Source organism: Streptomyces aureocirculatus, assembly GCF_000720475.1.
Taxonomy (GTDB): Bacteria; Actinomycetota; Actinomycetes; order Streptomycetales; family Streptomycetaceae; genus Streptomyces; species Streptomyces aureocirculatus.
Genome location: NZ_JOAP01000018.1, coordinates 35,592 through 60,047, shown reverse-complemented (window position 1 = coordinate 60,047; position 24,456 = coordinate 35,592). Strand labels below are relative to the sequence as shown.

16 protein-coding genes are annotated in these 24,456 nt (G+C 72.2%); 14 read left to right on the top strand and 2 right to left on the bottom strand.

Going from position 1 to position 24,456, the window contains the following annotated elements; genetic code table 11:
* Positions 1-22: 22 nt before the first annotated feature.
* Entirely contained in the window at positions 23-655 is a 633-nt protein-coding gene (locus IG78_RS0117365) for a hypothetical protein (RefSeq protein WP_030564071.1), read from the bottom strand.
* 218 nt (positions 656-873) lie between these two features.
* On the opposite strand from IG78_RS0117365, the gene IG78_RS0117360 reads away from it, so the two are divergent.
* Positions 874-2,043, top strand: a complete 1,170-nt coding sequence (locus IG78_RS0117360; protein WP_030564068.1) for a sensor histidine kinase — start codon at positions 874-876, stop codon at positions 2,041-2,043.
* Between the two features lie 273 nt (positions 2,044-2,316).
* Here the strand turns inward: IG78_RS0117360 and IG78_RS0117355 are convergent, their stop codons facing one another.
* Positions 2,317-3,309, bottom strand: a complete 993-nt coding sequence (locus IG78_RS0117355) for a rod shape-determining protein (protein WP_107054930.1) — start codon at positions 3,307-3,309, stop codon at positions 2,317-2,319.
* Positions 3,310-3,606: 297 nt separating this feature from the next.
* On the opposite strand from IG78_RS0117355, the gene folC reads away from it, so the two are divergent.
* The 13 genes from folC to IG78_RS42240 all read left to right on the top strand — a co-directional run bounded on the left by folC (position 3,607) and on the right by IG78_RS42240 (position 24,032).
* The gene (gene folC, locus IG78_RS0117350; protein WP_030564064.1) at positions 3,607-5,151 is read left to right on the top strand and encodes a bifunctional tetrahydrofolate synthase/dihydrofolate synthase; all 1,545 of its coding nucleotides are present in this window, start codon (positions 3,607-3,609) and stop codon (positions 5,149-5,151) included.
* Positions 5,152-5,156: 5 nt separating this feature from the next.
* Entirely contained in the window at positions 5,157-5,507 is a 351-nt protein-coding gene (locus IG78_RS0117345) for a DUF4233 domain-containing protein (protein ID WP_030564062.1), read from the top strand.
* A gap of 122 nt (positions 5,508-5,629) precedes the next feature.
* Positions 5,630-6,043 carry a nucleoside-diphosphate kinase gene (gene ndk / locus IG78_RS0117340; RefSeq protein WP_030564060.1) on the top strand — a complete coding sequence of 138 codons (414 nt, stop codon included), beginning with the start codon at positions 5,630-5,632 and terminating at the stop codon, positions 6,041-6,043.
* A 291-nt stretch (positions 6,044-6,334) separates the two neighbouring features.
* The gene (locus IG78_RS0117335) at positions 6,335-7,354 is read left to right on the top strand and encodes a rod shape-determining protein (protein ID WP_030564059.1); all 1,020 of its coding nucleotides are present in this window, start codon (positions 6,335-6,337) and stop codon (positions 7,352-7,354) included.
* 207 nt (positions 7,355-7,561) lie between these two features.
* Entirely contained in the window at positions 7,562-8,581 is a 1,020-nt protein-coding gene (gene mreC / locus IG78_RS0117330; protein ID WP_030564057.1) for a rod shape-determining protein MreC, read from the top strand.
* A gap of 16 nt (positions 8,582-8,597) precedes the next feature.
* Positions 8,598-9,272: a rod shape-determining protein MreD gene (gene mreD, locus IG78_RS0117325; RefSeq protein ID WP_030564055.1), complete on the top strand. Its 675-nt coding sequence runs from the start codon at positions 8,598-8,600 to the stop codon at positions 9,270-9,272.
* A 52-nt stretch (positions 9,273-9,324) separates the two neighbouring features.
* Complete coding sequence (mrdA, locus tag IG78_RS0117320) at positions 9,325-11,499, top strand: penicillin-binding protein 2 (protein WP_030564053.1); 2,175 nt, start codon at positions 9,325-9,327, stop codon at positions 11,497-11,499.
* A 3-nt stretch (positions 11,500-11,502) separates the two neighbouring features.
* Entirely contained in the window at positions 11,503-12,699 is a 1,197-nt protein-coding gene (gene rodA, locus IG78_RS0117315; protein ID WP_030564051.1) for a rod shape-determining protein RodA, read from the top strand.
* A gap of 94 nt (positions 12,700-12,793) precedes the next feature.
* On the top strand, positions 12,794-14,401 hold the full coding sequence (locus tag IG78_RS0117310; protein WP_051852720.1) for a CYTH and CHAD domain-containing protein: 1,608 nt from the start codon (positions 12,794-12,796) through the stop codon (positions 14,399-14,401).
* A 134-nt stretch (positions 14,402-14,535) separates the two neighbouring features.
* Positions 14,536-16,479: a TIGR03960 family B12-binding radical SAM protein gene (locus tag IG78_RS0117305; RefSeq protein WP_030564047.1), complete on the top strand. Its 1,944-nt coding sequence runs from the start codon at positions 14,536-14,538 to the stop codon at positions 16,477-16,479.
* 98 nt (positions 16,480-16,577) lie between these two features.
* Positions 16,578-17,765: a hypothetical protein gene (locus IG78_RS42245; RefSeq protein WP_430739027.1), complete on the top strand. Its 1,188-nt coding sequence runs from the start codon at positions 16,578-16,580 to the stop codon at positions 17,763-17,765.
* A 180-nt stretch (positions 17,766-17,945) separates the two neighbouring features.
* Positions 17,946-18,746, top strand: coding sequence for a TIGR03936 family radical SAM-associated protein (locus IG78_RS0117295; protein WP_030564045.1), 801 nt, complete (start codon positions 17,946-17,948; stop codon positions 18,744-18,746).
* Positions 18,747-19,007: 261 nt separating this feature from the next.
* A complete protein-coding gene (locus tag IG78_RS42240) occupies positions 19,008-24,032 on the top strand; it encodes an Rne/Rng family ribonuclease (RefSeq protein ID WP_078965213.1) in 5,025 nt (1,674 codons plus the stop codon).
* Positions 24,033-24,456 lie beyond the last annotated feature (424 nt).

The window sequence follows — 24,456 nt, the reverse complement described above, 5'->3', positions numbered from 1 at the left end:
CCCGGTGCTGTCGGCGCCGCCGTCAGATGGCGGGCTCGGCCACCGGCATCCAGGCCGGGCCCTGTCCTGGCGCGAGGCCGAGGCGTTCGAGTTCGGCGTCCGCGAGGGCCTCGATGACCCGCGGGTCGGCGCTGCGCCAGCCCTCGGCGAGGCTGCCGGGCGTGGCGTCGGGCAGGCCCGGGGTGCGGGCGAGGGCGGTTGCCGTGGCGGCCACCTCGTCGAGGGGGCGCAGCAGGGAGCGCAGGGCGAGCAGCTCACGGCCGTCGTCGGACTCGGCGAGGTCCCGCGCGGCGGCGGCCTGCCGTACCCAGCGCAGCCTGCGCGGCAGCCAGCGGGCGAGGACGAGGCCGACAGGGACGAGGAAGAGCGCGACGGCGCTCACCACGAGTCCGGCCCGCATCGTCACCGGGTCGATGTCGTCTACGACGCCCACCACCGAGCGCAGCGCGGCGCCCACCTCCTCGCCGACGAGGGGCAGACGCGCCGCGGGCGAGCCGGAGGAGGCGACACCGGAGTCGGGGCCCGGCCGGGTGAGGAGCAGGGCCATTCGGTACGCGACGACCGCGGCGGCGGTCCACGCGGCGGTCCACAGCAGGACCGCGGCGTCACCGGCGAGCTGACGGGTCCGTCGACCCGGAATCTGGGCATACCACATGGTCCGATTGGAACTCCGGGGCGCGTGGTGGCGGGGCAGCCGCGCCGGTGCGTACACCCGTTTCGCCGGGAGTGCCACCGCTGGGGGGTGCGGCGGGTGCGGCAGGTCACCGGTTTGTCGGGGCGGGTGTATCGCGGGTGCGGGCGCGTTGCTGCCGTTCGGGGTCGAAAGTCCGATGTGTCGGGGCCGTGGCCGGGGGCGGGGATGATGGGAGGACCATGGACGACCTGCCCGCCGCCGAGGCGTTGCGCAAGGCGGCGGCTGCGACCCGCCGCCTCGCTCGACGTTGCACCCGCGAATCCTGGGCGCTCGACCTCCTCACGGCGCTCTCCTGTCTCGCCCTGATGGCCCTCGACGTGCCGGGCCTGGCCGCCGACGACAACTCGCTCAACGGTCTGATGGCCACCCTCGTCCTGACGGCGGGCGCGGCGACGCTCATGCTCCGACGGGTCGCGCCCTGGGTGCCTTTCCTGGTCGCGCTCGTGCTGCTCGGCTGGCTGCACGAGCTGACGCTCGCGCAGTTCGCGCTGTACTCGCTGGCGCGCTACCGGGGGCGGGCGGCCGGGGCGGCGGGGGTGGTGGCCTATGTGGCCTTCGCGTACGTGATGTTCACCTTGCCGGGGTGGCCGGTGCGCAGGGGGGACACGCTCGGTGAGTTCTTCAGCCTGGTCGTGCCGATCGGGGCGCTCGCGGCGGGGGTCGGGGTCGCCGCCAACCGGCAGGACCTGGTGCGGGCGCTACAGGCGCAGCGGGCCGAGACGCAGGCACTGCAGGCCGTACAGCAGGAGCGGGCCCGGATCGCGCGGGACGTGCACGACTTCGTGGGGCGCGAGCTGACGCTGCTGAGCGTGCGTTCGCAGGTGCTTGCCCGGCGGGCGGGGGACACGCCGTGGGCGGACGGGTTCGACGAGCTGTCGGAGACCGCGCGGTCCGCGCACCGGATGCTCAACGAGATCATCGTCAGGCGCGGGGTCGAGGGAACGCCGACGCCCGGGCTCGCTGCGCTGCCCGAGCTGGCCGAGGCCAGTGCGCGGGCGGGCAGCCCCGTGGACCTCCACGTCGACGACGCCGCGTACCGGCTCTCGCCGCTGCGGCAGGCCGCGGTGCACCGGGTGGTGCGGGAGTGCCTCACGAACGCGGCGAAGCATGCGCCGGGGGAGCGGGTGGAGGTGCGGGTGCGGGTTGCCGCCGGGCGGCTTCTGGTGCGGGTCGGCAACCCGTTGCCCACGGGGGGCTCCGGGCCGCTCCCAACTGCCCCGGTGTCCGCCGGGACCGGTACCGCGGGGATGGCGGAGCGGGTGCTCGCGGTCGGGGGGACGTTCTCCGCGGGGGCTCGCGGGGGCGCGTACGTGGTGGAGGCTGACCTCCCGTCGGGCGAGCTGGCCTGACCCCCGGTGGGGGTGGGCGTCGATCGCCCTCCGGGCTCGTCCTCAATCGCCGGACGGGCTTTTTCCCCACCCACCCGCCCTTTACGGGGCTCCCGGCACGAGAGGAATCAGCTCGCCCGGCCTTCTCAGGGCTCCCGGCACGCAGGAATCCTTCTCTGGGCCCCCGGCACGCAGGCATTCAGCCCGTCCGGCGTTTGAGGACGAGCGCGCAGCGCGATCGACGCCCACCCCCACCGGGGGGTCAGGGCAACGTACCCCGGCCCGGCCAGAGGGCTACCGCACCAACCCATCGAAGTCCTCCACACACTTCCCGCACCCCAGCGCCACGCTGTCCAGCGGATCGTCCGCCACGAAGACGGGGATGCCGGTGGCGGAGGCGAGGCGGAGGTCGAGGCCGGGGAGCAGGGCGCCGCCGCCGGTCAGGACGATGCCGTGTTCCATGACGTCGCCGGACAGCTCCGGCGGGCACTCCTCCAGGGTGACCCGTACCGCGGCGATGATGGCCTCGACGGGCTCGTCGAGAGCGGCCCGCACCTCCCGCACGGTCAGGTCCACCGTCTTGGGCAGCCCAGCGACCTTCTCGCGCCCCCGCACGGTGAACGTCCGCATCTCGAAGGCGTCCTCACCCGGCACGGGCCACGCGGAGCCGATGGCGACCTTGACGTCCTCGGCGGTCCGCTCACCGATGAGGAGCGAGTGCTCCCGGCGTACGTAGTCGGTGATCGCGGAGTCGAAGCGGTCCCCGCCGACCCGCAGGGACTGGGACGTCACGATGCCGCCGAGCGAGATGACGGCGACCTCGGACGTGCCGCCGCCGATGTCCACGATCATCGACCCGCGCGGATCGGCCACCGGCAGACCCGCGCCGATCGCCGCCGCCATCGGCTCCTCGATGAGGTGGACGGCCCGTGCCCCGGCCCCCTGCGCGGCGTGCACGATGGCCCGCCGCTCGACCTGAGTGACACCGCTCGGCACACAGATCACCATCCGCGCACGCGGCCTGCGGCCCGGCAGGGCCTTGCGCACGAAGTGCCGGATCATCTCCTCGGCGGCCTCGAAGTCGCTGATCACGCCGTCCTTCAGGGGGCGGATCGCGGTGATCGAGCCAGGGGTGCGCCCGATGGTCTCCTTGGCCTCCGTGCCGACGGCCAGGGCACCGCGCGAGCCCTCCTTGACGGCGACCACGGACGGCTCGTTGAGCACGATGCCCTGCCCGCGTACGTAAAGAAGGGTGTTGGCGGTGCCGAGGTCGATGCCTATGTCCATGATCGCCAAGTTTGCCCGGCGCTTCCCGGGTCCGGAGGGACTAAAGTCCCGAATCGGACGGGCTGAAAGTCCTGACAGGCGGAAGACGGGCGGAAGACGGGCGGCAGGGAGGCGACAGGAAGGCGACAGGAGGCGGAAGACAGGCGACAGACGGGCGACAGACGGGCGACACGGAGACGGCGGGCAGCCGTGACGAGCGGGCCCGACCGGGGGCCGCGCGGCCCGCAGGCAAGGCCCCGGCCCCCTCCCGGCCCGGTCCCCCCGGGCGCTGTCACACCGCCTCCGTAGACTGGTCCTGTGAGCGACCTCCCTCCGAACGACAGCCCCCGCGACGACGAGCGCGGCCCCGCCGACGCCAGCGACGAGATCGACGAGTTCGACGAGCTCGTGGCGGCCGAGACCGGGCGCGATCCCGACCTCGCCGTCATCGAGGCGGGCAGCCGCACCCTGCGCACCCACGCGGGCCCGCCGGATGCCGACGTCCCCGGCCGCCCCGCCGACCCGGAGGTGGACAGGGCGCTGCGCCAGGTCGAGGCGGAGCTCGCCGACCGCTGGGGCGAGACGAAGCTGGAGCCGTCGTTGCGCCGCATCGCGGCAGTGATGGACGTGCTCGGCGAGCCCCAGCGGGCGTATCCGTCGATCCACATCACGGGGACGAACGGCAAGACGTCCACGGCCCGCATGGTCGAAGCCCTCCTCGGCGCCTTCGACCTGCGCACCGGCCGGTACACCTCGCCCCACGTCCAGTCGATCACCGAGCGCATCACCCTGGACGGCGCCCCCATGGCCCCCGAGCGCTTCGTCGAGGCGTACGAGGACATCAAGCCGTACGTGGAGATGATCGACGCCAAGGACGACGTCCGGCTCTCCTTCTTCGAGGTCCTCACCGGCATGGCGTACGCGGCCTTCGCGGACGCCCCTGTGGACGTCGCCGTCGTCGAGGTCGGCATGGGCGGCACCTGGGACGCCACGAACGTCATCGACGGCTCCGTCGCCGTCGTCACCCCCATCGACCTGGACCACACCGACCGCCTCGGCAACACGGCCGCGGAGATCGCCGCCGAGAAGTCCGGCGTCATCAAGCAGGACGCCACCGTCATCCTGGCCCAGCAGCCGGTCGACGCCGCCCAGGTGCTCCTGAAGAAGGCCGTGGAGGTGGACGCGACGGTCGCGCGCGAGGGCCTGGAGTTCGGGGTCACGGCCCGTCAGGTCGCCGTCGGCGGGCAGCTCCTCACCCTGCGCGGGCTCGGCGGGGAGTACACCGAGGTGTTCCTGCCGCTGCACGGCGAGCACCAGGCGCACAACGCCGCGGTGGCTCTCGCCGCCGTCGAGGCGTTCTTCGGCGTCGGTGCCCAGCACGCCCGCCCGCTGGACATCGACACCGTCCGCAAGGCCTTCGCCTCCGTCGCCTCGCCCGGCCGCCTCGAAGTGGTCCGGCGCTCGCCCACCGTGGTCCTCGACGCCGCGCACAACCCCGCGGGCGCCCGCGCCGCCGCCGCGGCGATCGGTGAGGTCTTCGACTTCAGCCGCCTCATCGGCGTGGTCGGCGTCAGCGACGACAAGAACGCCCGCGGCATGCTGGAAGCCTTCGAGCCGATCTTCACCGAGATCGTCGTCACGCAGAACTCCAGCCACCGCGCCCAGAGCGCCGACAAGCTCGCCGCCCTCGCGGTGGAGGTCTTCGGCGAGGACCGGGTGCAGGTCGAGCCGCGTCTCGACGACGCCCTGGAAGCCGCGATCACCCTGGCCGAGGAGGAGGGGGAGTTCGCCGGCGGCGGTGTCCTCGTCACCGGCTCCGTCATGACCGTCGGCGAGGCCCGACTGCTCCTGGGGAGGGGCTGAAAGCTGTGCGCACGCTCTGTTCGTCGACGCTGATCGGTGAGTTCTTCGTCATCGGTTTCGCGGGTCTCGTCGCCATGAAGGACCCGGACCTTCAGATGAGCACGGTCTGGACGGTCTGCGGCATCGCCATGGCCCTTTCGGTCCTGCTGTGCGGCATGGCCACCCGGCCGGGCGGCGTCCAGCTCGGCTGGGCGCTCCAGGTCGCGCTGATCGCCAGCGGTTTCATCGTGCCGATGATGTTCTTCATGGGGGCGATGTTCGCCGCCCTGTGGTGGGCGTCGGTGCACTTCGGGCGGAAGATCGACGAGGCGAAGGCCAGGTTCGCCGCCCAGGCCGCCGAGGGGGAGGCCGCCTGACCCGGCCGGTCGGTGACCGGATGTGCGGCCGCTGTCACGCCCTGCGGAACAGCGGCCGACCCCGGGTGGGTATCGTGCTCCGCAATCCCACGTGACCGTAAAGCCACTGCTTGGAGCCGCACATGAGCCAGCGCACTCTCGTCCTTCTCAAGCCCGACGCCGTACGTCGAGGTTTGGTCGGCGAGATCGTCGGGCGTATAGAGCGCAAGGCCGACTGGAGGATCAGCGCCCTTGAGCTGCGCCACCTGGACCGCGCGATCCTGGAGCAGCACTACGCCGAGCACGTCGGCCGCCCCTTCTACGAGCCGCTCGTCGAGTTCATGCTCTCCGGCCCCGTCGTCGCCCTCGTCGTCGACGGTGAGCGTGTCATCGAGGGCGTGCGCCGGCTCGCGGGCCCGACCGACCCGATCGCCGCCGCGCCCGGCTCCATCCGCGGCGACTTCGGTGTCATCGTCAGGGAGAACCTGATCCACGCCTCCGACTCCGCCGAGTCCGCCGAGCGCGAGCTGAAGCTCTTCTTCCCGGGCCTGGTCTGACGGGCGACCGCGACTGACGGCCATGACGTCAGTTCATCGAGGGACGGCCGGTCGGAACCGGCCGTCCCTCGTCACATGCGGCCCGATCGGGGGAACCCGTAACCCTGATGGCACGTCTCCAGAAGCGGGGCGGCTCATCATCTGCTGACAATGGCGCAGACCCTCGCGCCGTCTTCGTGCGGGCGAGACTACGATGGAAGCCTCCACGCCACTCAGCACCCACCTCGCCTACCTAACAAGCCATCACACGCTCCACTAGGGAAGGCCAGACGCATCCTCATGGGGAACAACATGTCGTTCATCGGCCGTGACATGGCTGTCGACCTCGGGACCGCCAACACGCTGGTGTACGTCAGGGGTCGGGGGATCGTACTCAACGAACCGTCCGTCGTCGCGATCAACACCAACACCGGCGGCATCCTCGCGGTCGGCGCCGAAGCGAAGAAGATGATCGGGCGCACGCCTGGCAACATCGTCGCGGTGCGCCCCCTGAAGGACGGCGTGATCGCCGACTTCGAGATCACCGAGCGGATGCTGCGCTACTTCATCCTGAAGATCCACAAGCGCCGCTATCTGGCCCGCCCGCGCGTCGTGGTCTGTGTGCCCTCCGGCATCACGGGTGTCGAGCGCCGTGCCGTCATCGAGGCCTCCTCGCAGGCCGGTGCCCGTCAGGTGCACATCATCGAGGAGCCCATGGCCGCGGCCATCGGCTCCGGTCTGCCGGTCCACGAGGCCACCGGCAACATGGTGGTCGACATCGGCGGCGGCACCACCGAGGTCGCCGTCATCTCCCTCGGCGGAATCGTCACGGCACAGTCCATCCGGGTGGCCGGTGACGAGCTGGACAACGCGATCATCCAGCACATCAAGAAGGAGTACTCCCTCCTCCTCGGTGAGCGCACGGCCGAGCAAATCAAGATCACCATCGGTTCCGCGTACGACATGGACGCCGACGAGCACACCGAGATCCGCGGCCGCGACCTCGTCTCCGGCCTGCCGAAGACCGTCGTGATCTCCGCCGCCGAGGTCCGCAAGGCCATCGAGGAGCCGGTCAACGCCATCGTCGACGCGGTCAAGACGACCCTCGACAAGTGCCCGCCCGAGCTCTCCGGCGACGTCATGGACCGCGGCATCGTCCTGACCGGCGGCGGCGCGCTCCTGCGCGGCCTCGACGAGCGGCTGCGCCGCGAGACCGGCATGCCCATCCACATCGCCGAGAACCCGCTGGACAGCGTGGCGCTCGGTTCCGGCAAGTGCGTCGAGGAGTTCGAGGCCCTCCAGCAGGTCCTCGACGCCCAGCCGCGCCGGTGAAGGTGGCGCGAACACACTGAGAGTGGGTCCGCCGTACGAGTGCCTGCCACCTCGTGCGGCGGATCGTTGATATAGAGGCAACAAAGCAATACAGAGAGATGACAATCCCGCGGAGCACTCGCCTGCCCGCGGTTTCATGGGTTTTCCTGTCAGGGGATTCCATGGATATCCGTAGATTCCGACTTGAGGAAGGCACGGCCGCCGCACGTGAGGGACACACGAGAGAGCCGGCTGCTCCTGGTGCTGCTGATCGCCATCGCGTTCGCACTGATCACGGTGGACATCCGCGGCGGTGAGGGTTCGCCGGTCGACGGTGCCCGCCAGGCCGCCGCCACGGTCCTCGGCCCGGTCGAGAACGGCATGTCGTCCGCCGTCGACCCCATCGGCAACGCGATCGGCGCGGTCCGCGACTCCGGCGACCGCCACGACCGCATCGCCGAACTGGAGCGCCAGAACGCCGCGTTGAAGGCCAGACTCGGCAGCGACGACCGCAACCGCAGCCGCGTCAAACAGCTCGACTCGATGCTGAAGACGGCGGGCGCGGGCCAGTACGGCATCAAGGGCGCGGAGGTCATCGGCATAGGAGCGGCCCAGGGCTTCTCCTGGACGGTCACCATCGACGCCGGCGCGAACGACGGCCTGAAGCGCGACATGACGGTGCTCAACGGCGACGGCCTCGTCGGCCGCGTCACCACCGTCGGCCCGTCCACCGCCACGGTGCTGCTCGCCAACGACCCCGACTTCACCGTCGGCACCCGCATGGAGAAGACCGACGAGCTCGGCTTCGCCTCCGGCCAGGGCGACCGCCCCCTTCGCGTGCAGATGCTCAACGGCAAGGCCAAGGTCAAGAAGGGCGACCGCCTGGTGACCTTCGGCTCGCAGGCCGACAAGCCGTTCGTGCCGGGCGTCCCGGTCGGCGAGGTCGTCCGCGTCGACCCCTCCGGCGGCGACCTGACCCGCAACGTCTTCGTCCGTCCCTACGTCGGCTTCAGCAAGCTCGACGTCGTCGGCGTCGTCGTCGAGGCCCCGCGCAAGGACCCCCGTGACACGGTCCTGCCGCGCAAGCCCGAGAAACCCAAGCCGGCCCCCACGGTGACGGTCACGGCCACGCCGTCCGGGGACGCCCCCGCCGACGGCACGGCCGACGGCACGGCCGACGGCACGGCCGACGGCACGGCCGACGGCACGGGCGATGACAACGGCTACGACAACGGCAACGAGCAGTAGGAGCACTGACACCCCCATGCGCTTCAACCGGATCCTGCTCTCCAGCACCCTCGTCGTCGTCGCCCTCGTCATCCAGGTCAGCGTCCTCGCCCGGCTCCAGTTGCCCGGCGCCGTACCCGACCTGGTGCTGCTCACCGTGCTCGCCCTTGCCCTGGTCTACGGCCATGTGGGCGGCGCCCTGATCGGCTTCGGCGCGGGCCTGCTCACCGACCTCGCGCCGCCCGCCGACCACGCCGCAGGACGCTACGCCCTGGTCCTGTGCGTCATCGGCTATCTGGCGGGCCTCGCCAAACCCGAGACCGGCCGGCTGCGCTCGGCCAGCGGCCCGCTCGTGGTCGTGGTCGGCTCCGCCGTCGGCTCCACCCTCCTGTACGCCGGTGTGGGCGCCCTCGTCGGCGACGACGCGGCCCGCCACGTGGGCCTCGGCGGACTGCTCTTCACGGCCGCGCTGTACGACCTGCTGCTCGCGCCGTTCACCGTCCCGCTGATCATCGCCCTTGCCCGGCGCGCCGAGAACGACCCGCTGGGGGAGTCCGCCACGGGCGCCAAGGCCGCCGACGTCTCCTCCGGGTGGCTCTCCTCAGGCACCGGCCTGAGCATCGGCAACCAGCGCGGCGCGGGCCTCAGGATGAAGGCGGCCAGGGCCCGGGTGGCCCGCGCCGGACGCATCAAGGGGGTCAAGCGCCTGTGAGCCCAAGGAAACCGACGTACCCGCCGACGTACCACGGGGAGGGCCCGCAGCAGTGACCAACATCCCTGAGACGGGCCGCACCCCCCGCGTCCAGGTCCGCCTCGTCATCATCCAGATCCTCGTCGTCTCGCTGCTCCTCACCCTCGGCGGCCGGCTGTGGTACCTCCAGGTCCGCAACGGCAGCGAGTACGCCGAGGAGGCTTCCGGCAACCACGTCCAGCAGGTCGTCCAGCCCGCCGTGCGCGGCTCGATCCTCGACGCCCGCGGTGTGCCCATCGCCGACAACCAGACCCGGCTCGTGGTCTCCGCGTCCCGCACGGACCTGATGAAGATGAAGGACGACGGCAAGGCCGTCCTGGACAAGCTCGCCGGTGTCCTCGCCATGAGCCCCAAGGACGTCGCCGACAAGGTCCGCCTCTGTGACTCCAAGACGCCCCAGCCCTGCTGGAACGGCTCGCCCTACCAGCCCATCCCGATCACCGACGAGGCCACGCCCAAGCAGGCCCTGCAGATCCGGGAGCGCTCGGAGGACTTCCCCGGCATCACCGCCGAACCCACCGCCGTACGCCGCTACGGCGCCCCCGGCAAGTCCAACACCGCCCAGGTGCTCGGCTATCTCTCGCCCGTCACCGACGAGGAGATCAACAAGGCCAAGGACTCCGACTCGCCGTATCTGCGCTCCGACCAGGTCGGCCGCTCCGGCCTGGAGCGCACCTACGACAAGCAGTTGCGCGGCAAGGCAGGGGTCACCCGCTACGAGGTCGACAACCTCGGCCGGGTCATAGGGAAGGCCGACTCCGATCAGGCCCGGCCCGGCTCCAACGTCGTCACCAGCATCGACGCGCGCGTGCAGGCCGTGTCCGAGTACTGGCTGAACGAGGCGATGGAGAAGGCCCGCGACGAGTTCGACGACAACACCGGCGAGAACTACAAGGCCGACGCGGGCGCCGTCGTCGTCATGGAGAACAAGACCGGCCGCGTCGTCGCCATGGCCTCCAACCCCAGCTACGACCCCAACGCCTGGGTCGGCGGCATCTCCGGCAAGGACTACGCCAGGCTCACCGGCAAGAAGTCCAACTATCCGCTGCTCAACCGGGCCATCCAGGGCCAGGCGGCCCCCGGCTCGATCTTCAAGGTCATCCCGACCACCGCCGCCGTCAACGCGGGCTACGAGTTCAACGGCCGCTACCCGTGCCCCAGCTCGTACTCGATCGGCGGCCAGGTCTTCAAGAACTTCGAGTCCCAGGGCCACGGCTCCATCACCCTCGGCCAGGCCCTCGAGGTCTCCTGCGACACCGTCTTCTACAAGCTCGCGCACGACCAGTGGGCCAAGGACGGCGGCAACAAGCCGAAGAAGGACGCCAACGACTGGTTCTACAAGACCGCGCACCAGTTCGGCCTCGGCAAGGAGACCGGCATCGACCTCCCCAACGAGGTCACGGGCCGCGTCCCCGACCGCCAGTGGAAGAAGAACTACTGGCAGGCGAACAAGGACGCCTGGTGCAAGCAGGGCAAGAAGGGCGGTGAGTACGCCGAGCGCATCGCCTACGAGAACTGCCTCGAAGGCATGAAGATGCGTGCCGGTGACTCCGTCAACTACTCCATCGGCCAGGGCGACACCCTCGTCACGCCGATACAGATGGCCACCATCTACTCGGCCATCGCCAACGGCGGCACCATGTACAACCCCACCGTCGGAAAGGCGATCATCAGCGCCGACGGCAAGCGCATCGAGGAGATCGCCCCCAAGGCCCACGGCAAGCTGCCCATGGACGCGGCGCTGCGCAAGGACATAGACGGTGCCCTCGCGGACGTCGCCACCAAGGGCACCGCGGCCTGGCGCTTCGGCGGCTGGCCCCAGGACAAGATCCCGATGCACGCCAAGACGGGTACGGCCGAGGTCTACGGCAAGCAGACGACGTCGTGGTTCGCGACGTACACCAAGGACTACTCGATCGTGATGACGATCTCCCAGGGCGGTACGGGCTCCGGCGCCTCAGGACCCGCCGTGCGCAAGATCTACGACGCGATCTACGGCCTGGACGACAGCGGCAAGCAGGACCTGAAGAAGGCCCTGCTGCCCGAGCCGCAGAAGACCCTGCCCAAGATCCAGCCCGACGGCTCCATCGACGCCCCGAAGGTCAAGCCGTTCAAGCCGGAGAAGCCGAAGCCGCCGACCGAGCAGACGGAACTGGCCGGGCCGCCGGCGAACGGGAGGCGTGACTAGCTCATGGCCGGCACTGGTGGCTTCTCCGTCTCGGGCTACGGCCCCGAACGCTCCACGATGTCCCGTCTGTTCGCCCGCGACTCGATACTGCGCCGGCTCGACTGGGTGATACTGCTCTGCGCCCTCGCGCTGTCCGTGATCGGCTCCGCGCTCGTCTACTCGGCGACCCGCAACCGCACGGAACTCGTCGGCGACGACCCGTACGCCTTCGTGCTCAAGCACGTCATGAACATCGGCATCGGGCTCGCCCTGATGGCCGGCACGATCTGGCTCGGCCACCGCACCCTGCGCACGGCCGTGCCGATCCTCTACGGCCTCTCCGTCTTCCTGGTGCTGCTCGTCCTCACCCCGCTCGGCGCCACCATCAACGGCGCCCACGCGTGGCTGGTGATCGCGGGCTTCTCGTTGCAGCCCTCCGAGTTCGTCAAGATCACCATCATCCTGGGCATGGCGATGCTGCTCGCGGCGCGCGTCGACGCGGGCGACAGGGAGCACCCCGACCACCGCACCGTGGTGCAGGCGCTCGGCCTCGCCACCGTGCCGATAATGATCGTCCTGCTCATGCCCGACCTCGGCTCGGTCATGGTCATGGCGATGATCGTGCTCGGTGTCCTGCTCGCCTCCGGCGCCTCCAACCGCTGGGTCTTCGGGCTGCTCGGCGCGGGCGTCCTGGGCGGGGTCGCCATATGGCAGCTCGGCGTCCTCGACGACTACCAGATCGCCCGCTTCGCCGCCTTCGCCAACCCCGCCCTCGACCCGGCGGGCGTCGGCTACAACACCAACCAGGCCCGTATCGCGATCGGCTCCGGCGGCCTGACCGGCACCGGCCTCACCAAGGGCTCCCAGACCACCGGTCAGTTCGTCCCCGAGCAGCAGACGGACTTCGTGTTCACGGTCGCGGGCGAGGAGCTCGGCTTCGTCGGCGCGGGCGCGATCCTGCTCCTCCTCGGCGTCGTGCTCTGGCGGGCCTGCCGCATCGCCCGTGAGACGACCGAGCTGTACGGCACGATCGTCGCCGCCGGCATCATCGCCTGGTTCGCCTTCCAGGCCTTCGAGAACATCGGGATGACGCTCGGCATCATGCCGGTCGCGGGCCTGCCGCTGCCGTTCGTGTCGTACGGCGGGTCCTCCATGTTCGCCGTCTGGGTGGCCGTCGGACTGCTCCAGTCGATCAAGGTGGAGCGGCCGCTGTCCGCCTGAGGTCCGTCCGGGGCGCCACCGGAGGCGTCCCGGACCCGGTCGGTCGTACGTACCGCACCTGTTTAGGTCCCCGGATCCCGTCTAGGTTCATGTCATGGCGGACACCAAGAGCGAAGCGGACAGGAAGCCCCGAACCGGTACCAGGACCAAGCGCGAGATCGAGCGGAAGTACGACGCGGCGGCCGACGGCGCGCTGCCCGACCTCACCGGCGTCGGCGGCATCGCCGACGTCGTGGGCCAGGGCGTCACCGACCTCGACGCCGTCTACTACGACACCCCCGACGAACGCCTCGCCGCTGCCTCCATCACGCTGCGCCGCCGCACCGGCGGCGCCGACGCGGGCTGGCATCTGAAACTGCCCGTCGCCCACGGCACCCGCGACGAGGTGCACGCGCCGCTCGCCGACGCCGACGCCGACGCCGGCTCCGATGACGTGCCGGACGCCCTGCGCGACCTCGTCCGCGTCCACGTACGCGGCGCCGACCTCGCACCCGTCGTCCGCCTGCGCTCCGCCCGCGACGTCCACCACCTCCTCGGCGGGGACGGCACCGTGCTCGCCGAGATCAGCGTCGACGGCGTGCTCGCCGAGCGGCTCGGCACCGGCTCCGGCACCGTCGCCTGGACGGAGATCGAGGTCGAACTGGCCGACGGCGGCGACCCGGCCCTGCTCGACAAGGTGGACAAGAAGCTGCGCAAGGCGGGCGTCAGGCCCTCAACTGCGGCGTCGAAGCTGGCGCGGGCCCTGGCCGAGACGGCGACGGGCGGACCCGGCAGGGCGGGCGGCGACCCGGCGCGCGAGAAGCCACGGCCCGCCGACGGGTCGGCGGGCGGCCACGTCCTCGCCTACTGCCGCAAGCAGCGCGACGCCCTGCTGTCGTGGGACGTCGCCGTGCGCCAGGACCTGCCCGACTCCGTCCACAAGATGCGCGTGGCGACACGCCGACTGCGCAGCGCCTTCAAGTCGTACCGCAAGGTACTCGACCGCACGGTCACCGACCCCCTGGGCGACGAACTGAAGTGGCTGGCCGCCGAACTGGGCGTGGACCGCGACCGCGAAGTCCTCCTCGAACGCCTCACGGCCGCCGTCGACGACGTGCCCCGCACCCTGCTCCTCGGCCCTGTGCGGGCCCGGTTGCAGGTCTGGGGGGTCGCGGGCCGCGCCGACGCCCGGCAGCTCACGCTCGCCGTCCTCGACAGCGAGCGCTATCTGCGGCTCGTCGACCGCCTCGACGCCCTCCTCGCCGACCCGCCGCTGCGCGAGGCCGCCGCGGCCCCCGCCGGCGACGTCCTGCCGGGAATCCTGCTCAAGGACTACGGCCGGCTCGCGGGCCGCGTCGGCGACGCCCTCGCCCTCGCCCCCGGCCAGGAGCGGGACACGGCCCTGCACGAGGCCCGCAAGGCCGCCAAGCGCGCCCGGTACGCGGGCGAGGCGGCGCGGCCCGCCCTCGGCAAGCCCGCCGCCCGCTTCGCCAAGCGCATGAAGGCCGTACAGACGGTGCTCGGCGAACACCAGGACAGCGTGGTCGCCCGCGAGACCCTGCGGGACCTGGCGGTCCAGGCACACGCCGCGGGGGAGTCCGCGTTCGTCTGGGGCCTGCTGTACGGCAGGGAGGAAGCGACCGCGGCCGCGGGGGAGCGGGAGCTGCCCGAGGTGTGGGAGCGGGCCGCGCGGCCGAAGGTGCGCTCGGCGCTCGGCGGCTGATCCGGCGGGGCACAGGGTCGTGCTGGCCCGTGCTGGTCCGTGCTGGTCCGTGCTGGTCCGATCGTGTGACGAGAGGTGGCCCTCGGCCACGTTAGGCTTGAGGGTCACCCCTGTCAGCTCACGAAGGTCCAGCGATGTCTGTCGAGTCGGTTTTCCCGCAGCTCGAAGCCCTGCTCCCGCATGTGCAGAAGCCGATCCAGTACGTAGGCGGTGAACTCAACTCCACCGTCAAGCCGTGGGACGAGTGCGACGTCCGCTGGGCCCTGATGTACCCGGACGCGTACGAGGTGGGCCTGCCCAACCAGGGCGTCATGATCCTGTACGAGGTACTGAACGAGCGCGAGGGCGTCCTCGCCGAGCGCACGTACAGCGTGTGGCCGGACCTGGAGGAGCTGATGCGGGAGCACGAGGTCCCGCAGTTCACGGTGGACAGCCACCGCCCGGTGAAGGCCTTCGACGTGTTCGGCCTGAGCTTCTCCACCGAGCTCGGCTACACGAACATGCTCACCGCCCTGGACCTCGCGGGCATCCCCCTGGAGGCCAAGGACCGGACGATCGACGACCCGATCGTGCTCGCGGGCGGCCACGCGGCCTTCAACCCCGAGCCGATCGCCGACTTCATCGACGCGGCGGTCATCGGCGACGGCGAGCAGGCCGTGCTCGACATGACGGAGATCATCCGTAAGTGGAAGGCCGAGGGCCGCCCCGGCGGGCGCGAGGAGGTCCTCCTCCGCCTCGCGAAGACGGGCTCGGTGTACATCCCCGGGTTCTACGACGTGGAGTACCTCCCCGACGGCCGCATCGGCCGCGTCGTACCGAACAGGTCCGGTGTCCCGTGGCGCGTGTCCAAGCACACCGTCATGGACCTCGACGAGTGGCCCTACCCCAAGCAGCCCCTGGTCCCGCTCGCCGAGACGGTCCACGAGCGCATGTCCGTGGAGATCTTTCGCGGCTGCACGCGCGGCTGCCGCTTCTGCCAGGCGGGCATGATCACCCGCCCGGTGCGCGAGCGCTCCATCACGGGCATCGGCGAGATGGTCGACAAGGGTCTGAAGGCGACCGGCTTCGAAGAGGTCGGCCTGCTCTCCCTGTCCTCCGCCGACCACACCGAGATCGGCGACATCGCCAAGGGCCTCGCGGACCGGTACGAAGAGGACAAGATCGGCCTGTCCCTGCCGTCCACCCGCGTGGACGCCTTCAACGTCGACCTCGCCAACGAGCTGACGCGCAACGGCCGCCGCTCGGGCCTCACCTTCGCCCCCGAGGGCGGCAGCGAGCGCATGCGTAAGGTCATCAACAAGATGGTCTCCGAAGAGGACCTGATCAGGACCGTCGCCACCGCCTACGGCAACGGCTGGCGTCAGGTGAAGCTGTACTTCATGTGCGGCCTGCCCACCGAGACCGACGAGGACGTCCTGCAGATCGCCGACATGGCGATGAACGTCATCCAGAAGGGACGCGAGGTCTCCGGCTCGAACGACATCCGCTGCACGGTGTCGATCGGCGGCTTCGTGCCCAAGCCCCACACCCCCTTCCAGTGGGCCCCGCAGCTCTCCTCCGCGGAGACCGACGCCCGCCTGGAGAAGCTCCGTGACAAGATCCGCGGTGACAAGAAGTACGGCCGCTCCATCGGCTTCCGCTACCACGACGGCAAGCCCGGCATCGTCGAGGGCCTGCTCTCCCGCGGCGACCGCCGCCTCGGCGCCGTCATCCGCGCCGTCTACGAGGACGGCGGCCGCTTCGACGGCTGGCGCGAACACTTCAGCTACGACCGCTGGATGAGCTGCGCCGACAAGACGCTGCCCGCGATGGGCGTCGACGTCGACTGGTACACCACCCGCGAGCGCACCTACGAAGAGGTCCTGCCCTGGGACCACCTGGACTCCGGCCTCGACAAGGACTGGCTCTGGGAGGACTGGCAGGACTCGCTCGACGAGACCGAGGTCGACGACTGCCGCTGGACGCCCTGCTTCGACTGCGGTGTGTGCCCCGCCATGCAGACGGAGATCCAGGTCGGCCCCACCGGCAAGAAGATGCTGCCGCTCACCGTGGTCAACAAGACGCCGGTGACGAGCTGACCTTCCCGCACCCCGCAAACGTGTCGCCCACCTCGGCCAACGCCGAGGTGGGCGCGGATTTGCGGAGCCAAGGCGGCTCCGCCTGCGTCTAGGACGACATGGATCTGGAAAAACGGCCCGCGGCGGATCTGGGGACACGGCCCGCGACGCCGGTGGCGGAGTCGGCCCCCGCACCCCCTCCTGCGCCGCAGGCGCCGCCGCTGCCGGAGATGCCCGCCACGCAGGCGGAGGGCTGTCTCGTGGTGGCGATCCGACTGCCGGTACGGCTCTTCGCCCTTGTCCTCGTGGTGCCGGTGCGGCTGCTGTGGGACGCGCTCGTCGTCGTGGGACGCGTGCTGCGGGACACCGTGCTGCGGCCCGTCGGCCGGGCGCTCGGCCGGCTGGGGCACATGCTCGTGGTGGTGCCGCTGAGCGCGCTGTGGCGGTACGTCCTCGCTCCGGTGGGCCGGGCGCTGGGGTTCGCCGTGGTGTTCGTCGGCAAGTGTCTCTTCGTCTGGCCCTGGGTGGGGCTGTGGCGGTACGTGGTCGTGCCGGTCGCCGTCGGCGTCGGATGGCTGCTGCGGATGCTGTTGGTGGTGCCCGCGGTGTGGCTGTACGCGCATGTCCTCACCCCCCTCGGGCACGGTCTCGCCTGGGTGGCGCGGATGCTTGCCGCCGGGGCCACGGGGCTCGGGCGGGGGGTCTTCTGGGCGCTGCGGATGCTGCTCGTGGTGCCCGCGGTGGCGCTCTACACCTGGGTGCTCGCTCCTGTGGGGCGGGCGGTCGCGTGGGCCGCGCGTGGGGTGGCCGCCGGGGTCGGGTGGCTGCTGCGTGGCATCGTGCTCGTGGTGGGGACACTGCTGCGGTGGATCTTCGTGGTGCCCGCGGTGGCCCTCTGGCGCTGGGTGCTCGCGCCCGTCGGGCGGGGCGTCGCCGTCGTGGCGCGGGAGATCGGGGCCGCGCTCGGGCACGCCTGGCGGGTCGCCGGGTACGTGTCGCGGGCCGTCTGGCGGTTCCTGGGGCAGCTCCTTCGGTGGATCTTCGTCAACCCCGCCCGCTGGGTGTACCGCAGCGCGCTCACCCCGGTCGGACACGCCGTCCGCGACCTGGTGTGGCGGCCCGCCGCCGACGCCGCACGGGCCGTGGGCCGCAGCACCCGCCAGGCCGTCGCCGCCGCCCGGGAGAGCGTGCGCCAGGCCCGCGCCGATGTGCGGCGGGCCCTGTTCGGCGCGCCGAAGGAGCGGGTACCGGTAGGTGAGGTGCCGCAGGCCCGGAGGGGACCCGCGGACGCGAAGCGCGTACTCTAGGCAGAGGGAACGGCGCGAAATGTCCCCGCCGGCGCGGGGGTGGTCCGGCACTACGCCACTGGACAAGCGCCGGCCCGGACGTGCTCCCCGCCGATGCGGGGGCAGCGTCTCGGACCGCGTACACGAGGAGAAGTTCCACTGGGCAAGCGACAGCCCGAAGGCCCGCCGCCCGCACCCGCGGTGCAGCGCATCCGACTGCGCTACACCAAGCGCGGCCGCCTCCGGTTCACCAGCCACCGTGACTTCCAGCGCGCCTTCGAGCGGGCGTTGCGCCGCGCCGAGGTGCCCATGGCGTACTCGGCGGGGTTCACTCCGCACCCGAAGGTGTCGTACGCCAATGCCGCACCCACCGGCACGGGCAGTGAGGCGGAGTATCTGGAGATCGCGCTCACCGAGCACCGCGACCCGCGCAAGCTGTGGGAGCTGCTCGACGAGTCGCTGCCCGACGGGCTCGACATCACGGACGCCGTCGAGGCCCGCACCTCGGGCCTCGCCGACCGGCTCACCGCCTCCGTGTGGGAGCTGCGTCTGGACGGCGTGGAGCCCGCGGCAGCCGAGCGTGCCGCGGCCGCCTTCCGCGCCGCCGACACCGTCGAGGTCCAGCGCCGCACGAAGAACGGCATGCGGACCTTCGACGCCCGCGCCGCCGTGGTGAGCCTGGAAACCGTCGGCGCGGAGGTGCTCGCCTCCCGTGCCGATAGGCCGAGCGACAAGCCCTGTGCGATACTGCGGCTGGTTGTACGGCACGTGACGCCTGCCGTCCGACCCGACGACGTCCTGTCCGGTCTCCGAGCTGTGGCCGACCTGGCGCCGCCGGTCCCCGCAGCGGTGACCAGGCTGGCGCAGGGGCTTTTCGATGACGAGACCGGCACGGTGACCGACCCGCTCGCGCCCGACCGCGAGGCAGTCACGGCCGCCCCGGCCGATCGGCACCCCCGATCAGGGGCCGCCGATTCTGCCACCGCGACGGCGCCGGCGTAAGGAAGGTCCCGCGCGGGGACGCTCGCCGGAAACACCGCAGCGCCACCCTCGTACTCGGGAGCCACCTGGGTCGGGCGGCGCACCGACAGAAGACTTTCGCCAGGCCGTACGCCCAAGGGGCATACGGAACCGGTGACAAGACACAGAGAGCTCCCGTGCGGCGCCCACGCCCCCCGGACGGCGGCCCCGCGCAGCAGCGCGAGCCGCGGATACCTCCGGTACAGGCGCGGCGCCCGGGAGCGTGACGGGAGAACCGCCCGCATGCTTGAGCCGAACGACCCCACTGAGGGTTCTAACAACAGCACCCCCAGCGACACCCTGCCCCCGCGCCGCAGGCGCCGGGCGGCGTCGCGTCCCGCGGGCCCGCCCGCGGGCAACGCCACGGACGCCGCGCCGGCCATACCGGCCGCCCCCGCCGCCGCTTCCGTCGACCCCGAGGTCGAGGCCGACGTGGACGCCGAGGAGCTGGAGGAGACGGCCGAGGCCGCCGCAGCGTCTTCCGAGACTCCTGCACCGGCTGCACCGGCTGCACCGGCTGCGCCGGGTGCTCCTGGTGCCGAGTCTGCCGCCGCCGCTGAGCCGGTGGCCGCCGCTGAGTCGGTGGCCGCCGCCGAGGAGACCGCGCCCGCCGCGCGTACGCGTCGCCGTGCGACCCGTCGCGCGTCCGCGCCCGTCGGCTCGCCGCAGTCCGCCGACGCCGGTCCCGCCGCGGTCTCGGCCGCCGAGCCGGTCGCGGCCGAGACGCCCGCTGCCGAGCCTGCCGCCGCCGAGCCGGTGGCCGCTGCCCCCGCTGAGCCGGTGGCCGCCGAGGAGGCCGCGCCCGCGCGTACGCGTCGTCGTGCGACCCGCCGTGCTTCCGCACCCGCCGGTTCGCCGCAGTCCGCCGCGGCGGCTGAGCAGCCGGTGGCCGCCGCTGCCGAGAGCACCGGCGGCACCGAGAGCGTTGTTGAGCCCGCCACGCAGGCGGAGGCCCCCGCTGCCGCCGCTGAGGTGGATGCTGCGCCGCGTCGCTCGCGTAGGCGTGCGACGCGTGGTTCGTCCGCGCCTGTTGCCGATGCGCAGGCTGCGGACACCGTGGAGGCCGCCGAGGCCCCGCAGGCCGGGGCTGACGAGGCTCCCGCCGCCGTTGAGGCGGACGCCGCGCCGCGTCGTTCGCGTAGGCGTGCCACGCGTGGTGCGTCCGCGCCGGTCGCTGAGGCGCAGGCTGCGGACACTGTGGAGGCCGCTGAGGCCCCGCAGGCTGCGGATGTCGCCGAGGGCGGGGCTGACGAGGCCCCCGCTGCCGCCGTTGAGGCGGATGCTGCGCCGCGTCGTTCGCGTCGGCGTGCGACGCGTGGTGCGTCCGCGCCGGTCGCTGAGGCGCAGGCTGCGGACACTGTGCAGGCCGCTGAGGCCCCGCAGGCTGCGGATGTCGCCGAGGGCGGGGCTGACGAGGCTCCCGCTGCCGTTGAGGCGGATGCTGCGCCGCGTCGTTCGCGTAGGCGTGCCACGCGTGGTGCGTCGGCGCCTGTTGCCGATGCGCAGGCCGAGGACACCGTGCAGGCCGCCGAGGCCCCGCAGGCCGCGGACGTCGCCGAGACGAAGGGCGACGAGGTCCCCGCCGCTGAGGCGGACGCCGCGCCGCGTCGTGCCCGGCGTCGTGCCACCCGCGCCGCCGCGGGCGCCGACGCGCAGGCCGCCGAGGCCGTGCGGACCGAGGCGCCGGAGCAGACCGAGCAGACCGAAGCCGCCCCGCGCGGGCGGGCCGCCCGCGCGGCCGACGCCCCCGAGCAGGCCGAGGCCGACGCGCCGCGTGGTCGTGCGCGGCGTCGTGCCACCCGTAAGGCCGCCGCCGGTTTCACGGCTCCCGCCGGTCCTGCCGCGCAGTCCGATGACGGCTCCGAGCGGCGCCCCGCCCGGCCCGCTGTCGCCGTCTTCCAGGCGCCGGTCTTCGCCGAGCCGATGTTCCAGACCCCGGAGCGCGCCGCCGCCGCGGCCGCCGCCGAAGCGGCCGAGCAGCCCGCCGAGGCCGCGCCCGCCGCCGAGGAGGAGACCACCCCGCGCCGCCGTCGCCGCCGTCGCGCCGCGGACGAGCAGCCCGCCGCCGCGGCGCCCGCCGAGTCGGCCGACGAGCCCGTCGTGCCCGCCGCGGAGGCCGCGGTCGAGGAGCCCGCAGCGGAGACCGAGGACGCCGTCGACGACGCCTCCGCGGCCGAGGACACCGCGGACAACGACCACGCGGACCACGCGGACAGCGAGGACGGCGGCGAGCGGCACGGTCGGCGCCGCCGCCGCGGTGGCCGTCGCCGCCGTCGCGGTGAGTCGGCCGACGCGGACGAGGACTCCCCGTCCGCCGACGACACCGACGACACCGACGAGGCCGATGAGGCCGCCGACGACGCCGACAGCGCCGACGGGGCCGACGAAGCCGAGGACTCCGAGGAGTCCGGCGGGGGCTCGAGCAGCAGCCGTCGCCGCCGTCGCCGTCGGCGCCGTGCCGGTGACCACGCCGAGAGCGAGCCGGGCGACGGCGACCCGGAGCGTACGGTCGTCAAGGTCCGCGAGCCGCGCAAGAAGGGCGACGACGCCCCGTCGGACGAGGTGCAGTCCATCAAGGGCTCCACGCGTCTGGAGGCGAAGAAGCAGCGCCGCCGCGAGGGCCGCGAGCAGGGCCGCCGCCGGGTCCCGATCATCACCGAGGCCGAGTTCCTGGCCCGCCGCGAGGCGGTCAACCGGGAGATGATCGTCCGTCAGAACGGCGACCGCACCCAGATCGGCGTCCTTGAGGACAACATCCTCGTGGAGCACTACGTCAACAAGGAGCAGTCGACGTCGTACGTCGGCAACGTCTACCTGGGCAAGGTGCAGAACGTCCTGCCGTCGATGGAGGCCGCCTTCATCGACATCGGCAAGGGCCGCAACGCCGTCCTGTACGCCGGTGAGGTCAACTTCGAGGCGCTCGGCATGGCCAACGGCCCGCGCCGCATCGAGTCCGCCCTGAAGTCGGGGCAGTCCGTACTCGTACAGGTCACCAAGGACCCGATCGGCCACAAGGGCGCCCGTCTGACCAGCCAGGTCTCGCTGCCCGGCCGGTACCTGGTCTATGTGCCCGAGGGCTCGATGACCGGCATCAGCCGCAAGCTTCCCGACACCGAGCGGGCGCGCCTGAAGACCATCCTCAAGAAGATCGTCCCCGAGGACGCGGGCGTCATCGTGCGCACCGCCGCCGAGGGCGCGAGCGAGGACGAGCTGCGCCGCGACGTGGAGCGCCTGCAGGGGCAGTGGGAGGACATCCTCAAGAAGTCGAAGATGTCCACGACCAGCTCGCCGAGCCTGCTGTACGGCGAGCCGGACATGACCGTCCGCGTGGTCCGCGACATCTTCAACGAGGACTTCTCGAAGGTCATCGTCAGCGGTGACGAGGCGTGGGAGACCATCCACGGCTACGTCGCGCATGTCGCGCCCGACCTGGCGGACCGCCTCCAGCGGTGGACGTCCGAGGTCGACGTCTTCGCGACGTACCGGATCGACGAGCAGCTCGCCAAGGCGCTCGACCGCAAGGTGTGGCTGCCCTCGGGCGGCTCCCTCGTGATCGACAAGACCGAGGCGATGATCGTGATCGACGTCAACACCGGCAAGTTCACCGGTCAGGGCGGCAACCTCGAAGAGACCGTCACCAGGAACAACCTGGAGGCGGCCGAGGAGATCGTGCGCCAGCTCCGCCTTCGCGACCTGGGCGGCATCGTCGTCATCGACTTCATCGACATGGTCCTGGAGTCCAACCGGGACCTGGTGCTTCGGCGGATGCTGGAGTGCCTGGGCCGGGACCGGACGAAGCACCAGGTCGCCGAGGTCACCTCGCTCGGCCTGGTCCAGATGACCCGCAAGCGGGTGGGCCAGGGTCTCCTGGAGTCCTTCTCCGAGACCTGCGTGCACTGCAACGGCCGCGGTGTCATCGTCCACATGGACCAGGCCACGACCGCGGGTGGCGGCGGCAAGCGCAAGAAGCGCGGGCGCGGCGACCAGGCCGGTACGCACGAGCACACCCACGAGTACACGCATGAGGCCGACGAGACGGTGGCCGAGGTCGCCGCGGAGATCGCGGAGCCGATCGCGCTGCCCGAGCCGGCGTTCGTGCCCGACGAGGAGCTGTACGGCAGCCCGGCCGAGGCCGAGGCAGCCGCTTCCCGCGGCCGTTCGCGGCGCCGTGCCACGCGCCGTGCGTCGGCTCCTGCGGGTGCGCCCAGGTCGGAGACGGAGACGGAGGCGGCCGAGACCACGGAGCCGACCCCGTCCGCCGAACGTCCTGAGAGGGCCGAGAAGGCCGGACGGGCGGAGAAGAAGGCCAAGTCCCGTGCGGCCAGGGCCAGGGCGAGGGCGGAGGCGGACGCGGACGCCGTGGAGGCGTCGGCCCCCCTTGAAGAGACCGCGGAGACCGCGGAGACCGCGGAGACCGAGAAGAGCGCGGAGGTGGCGGAGACCGCCGCAGCCCCCGTCGCTCCTGTCGCGGAGCCGACTGCGGCTGTGGCCGAGGCTCCGGTGGCCGTCGAGGACGACGCGGCTCCCAAGGGGCGTACGCGTCGGCGTGCGACCCGTAAGGCGACGGCTCCGGCCGGTTCGCCGAAGGCGGCGGCCGACAGCGCCGAGGTGATCATCGCGGAGCCGGCAAGGCCGGTGCCCGCGGTGGCCGAAGCTGCCGAGGAAGCGGTGGCCGCGCCGGCCGCCGAGGCGCCCGCGGCCCGTCCGCGCCGTCGTGCGGTGCGCAGGGCGACCGCGCCGACCGCGTCCGCGGAGACGGCCGTCATGGTCGTACCGTCGCCGGACAAGCCGGCCGCGTCCACGGAGTCCCCGGCACCTGCCGGGCCCACCGCGGAGCAGCCGCCCGCTGCCGCCGACACCGCTGAGGAGGCGGCTCCGGCCGCCAAGAAGGCCGCACGCAAGTCGGTCAAGAAGGCGACCGCCAAGAAGGCCGCGACGAAGAAGACCGCGGCCAGGAAGACGGCGACGAAGAAGGCCGCCTCCAAGGAGACGGCCGCCTCGGAGACTCCCGCTACGGAGACCTCCGCTACGGAGGCCGCCGCTACAGGGGCCACCGCTTCGGAGGCCGCCGCCAAGGAGACGGTCACCAAGGAGCCCGCCGCCAAGAAGACGGCCGCCAAGAAGGCGACCGCCAAGAAGACGGCGGCGAAGAAGGCACCGGCCAAGAAGGCGGCCGCCAAGAAGGCACCGGCCAAGAAGACCGCGAAGAAGGCCGTCGCGGCGGAGCAGCAGCAGGCCGAGGCCACGGCCCCGGCCGACGCGGGCTGACCCCGGCCACACGCCACCCCACCGGTGCCCCCGCACGGCGAACCCGCCGTCCGGGGGCACCGGTGTGTCCAGGCCCCCAGCCCGGCACACGCCGCACCCGTCCCGCCGCCCCCAACCGCCCCTGGCGCATCGGCGTGATGGGTGCGGAGGTGGCGTAGCGCGGCGCGGTGTGATGCCGGGGCGGCGGGGTGAGTTTCAGCCCGTCCGGCGTTTGAGGACGAGCGCGCAGCGCGATCGGCGGTGGTGAGTCCCGCCCGCGCGGGACACCCACCCCCGGCGGGGTCCAGGGGCGGCAGCCCATGGTTTCGGGAAATGGGCGGGCCTGGGGCGCCCCGCGAGGCACAGCCACCCCCAGCCGGCTCAAGTCGGCCCGAGCCCACCCCCAGCCGGCCCAAGTCGGCCCGAGCCCACCCCCAGCCAACGC

What these genes read in the sequence shown, in the direction of transcription:
- IG78_RS0117365 (WP_030564071.1), bottom strand. Translation starts at nt 655, where the DNA reads ATGTGGTATGCCCAGATTCCGGGTCGACGGACCCGTCAGCTCGCCGGT.
- IG78_RS0117360 (WP_030564068.1), top strand. Translation starts at nt 874, where the DNA reads ATGGACGACCTGCCCGCCGCCGAGGCGTTGCGCAAGGCGGCGGCTGCG.
- IG78_RS0117355 (WP_107054930.1), bottom strand. Translation starts at nt 3,309, where the DNA reads ATGGACATAGGCATCGACCTCGGCACCGCCAACACCCTTCTTTACGTA.
- ndk (WP_030564060.1), top strand. Translation starts at nt 5,630, where the DNA reads ATGAGCCAGCGCACTCTCGTCCTTCTCAAGCCCGACGCCGTACGTCGA.
- IG78_RS0117335 (WP_030564059.1), top strand. Translation starts at nt 6,335, where the DNA reads ATGTCGTTCATCGGCCGTGACATGGCTGTCGACCTCGGGACCGCCAAC.
- mreD (WP_030564055.1), top strand. Translation starts at nt 8,598, where the DNA reads ATGCGCTTCAACCGGATCCTGCTCTCCAGCACCCTCGTCGTCGTCGCC.
- rodA (WP_030564051.1), top strand. Translation starts at nt 11,503, where the DNA reads ATGGCCGGCACTGGTGGCTTCTCCGTCTCGGGCTACGGCCCCGAACGC.
- IG78_RS0117310 (WP_051852720.1), top strand. Translation starts at nt 12,794, where the DNA reads ATGGCGGACACCAAGAGCGAAGCGGACAGGAAGCCCCGAACCGGTACC.
- IG78_RS0117305 (WP_030564047.1), top strand. Translation starts at nt 14,536, where the DNA reads ATGTCTGTCGAGTCGGTTTTCCCGCAGCTCGAAGCCCTGCTCCCGCAT.
- IG78_RS42245 (WP_430739027.1), top strand. Translation starts at nt 16,578, where the DNA reads ATGGATCTGGAAAAACGGCCCGCGGCGGATCTGGGGACACGGCCCGCG.
- IG78_RS42240 (WP_078965213.1), top strand. Translation starts at nt 19,008, where the DNA reads ATGCTTGAGCCGAACGACCCCACTGAGGGTTCTAACAACAGCACCCCC.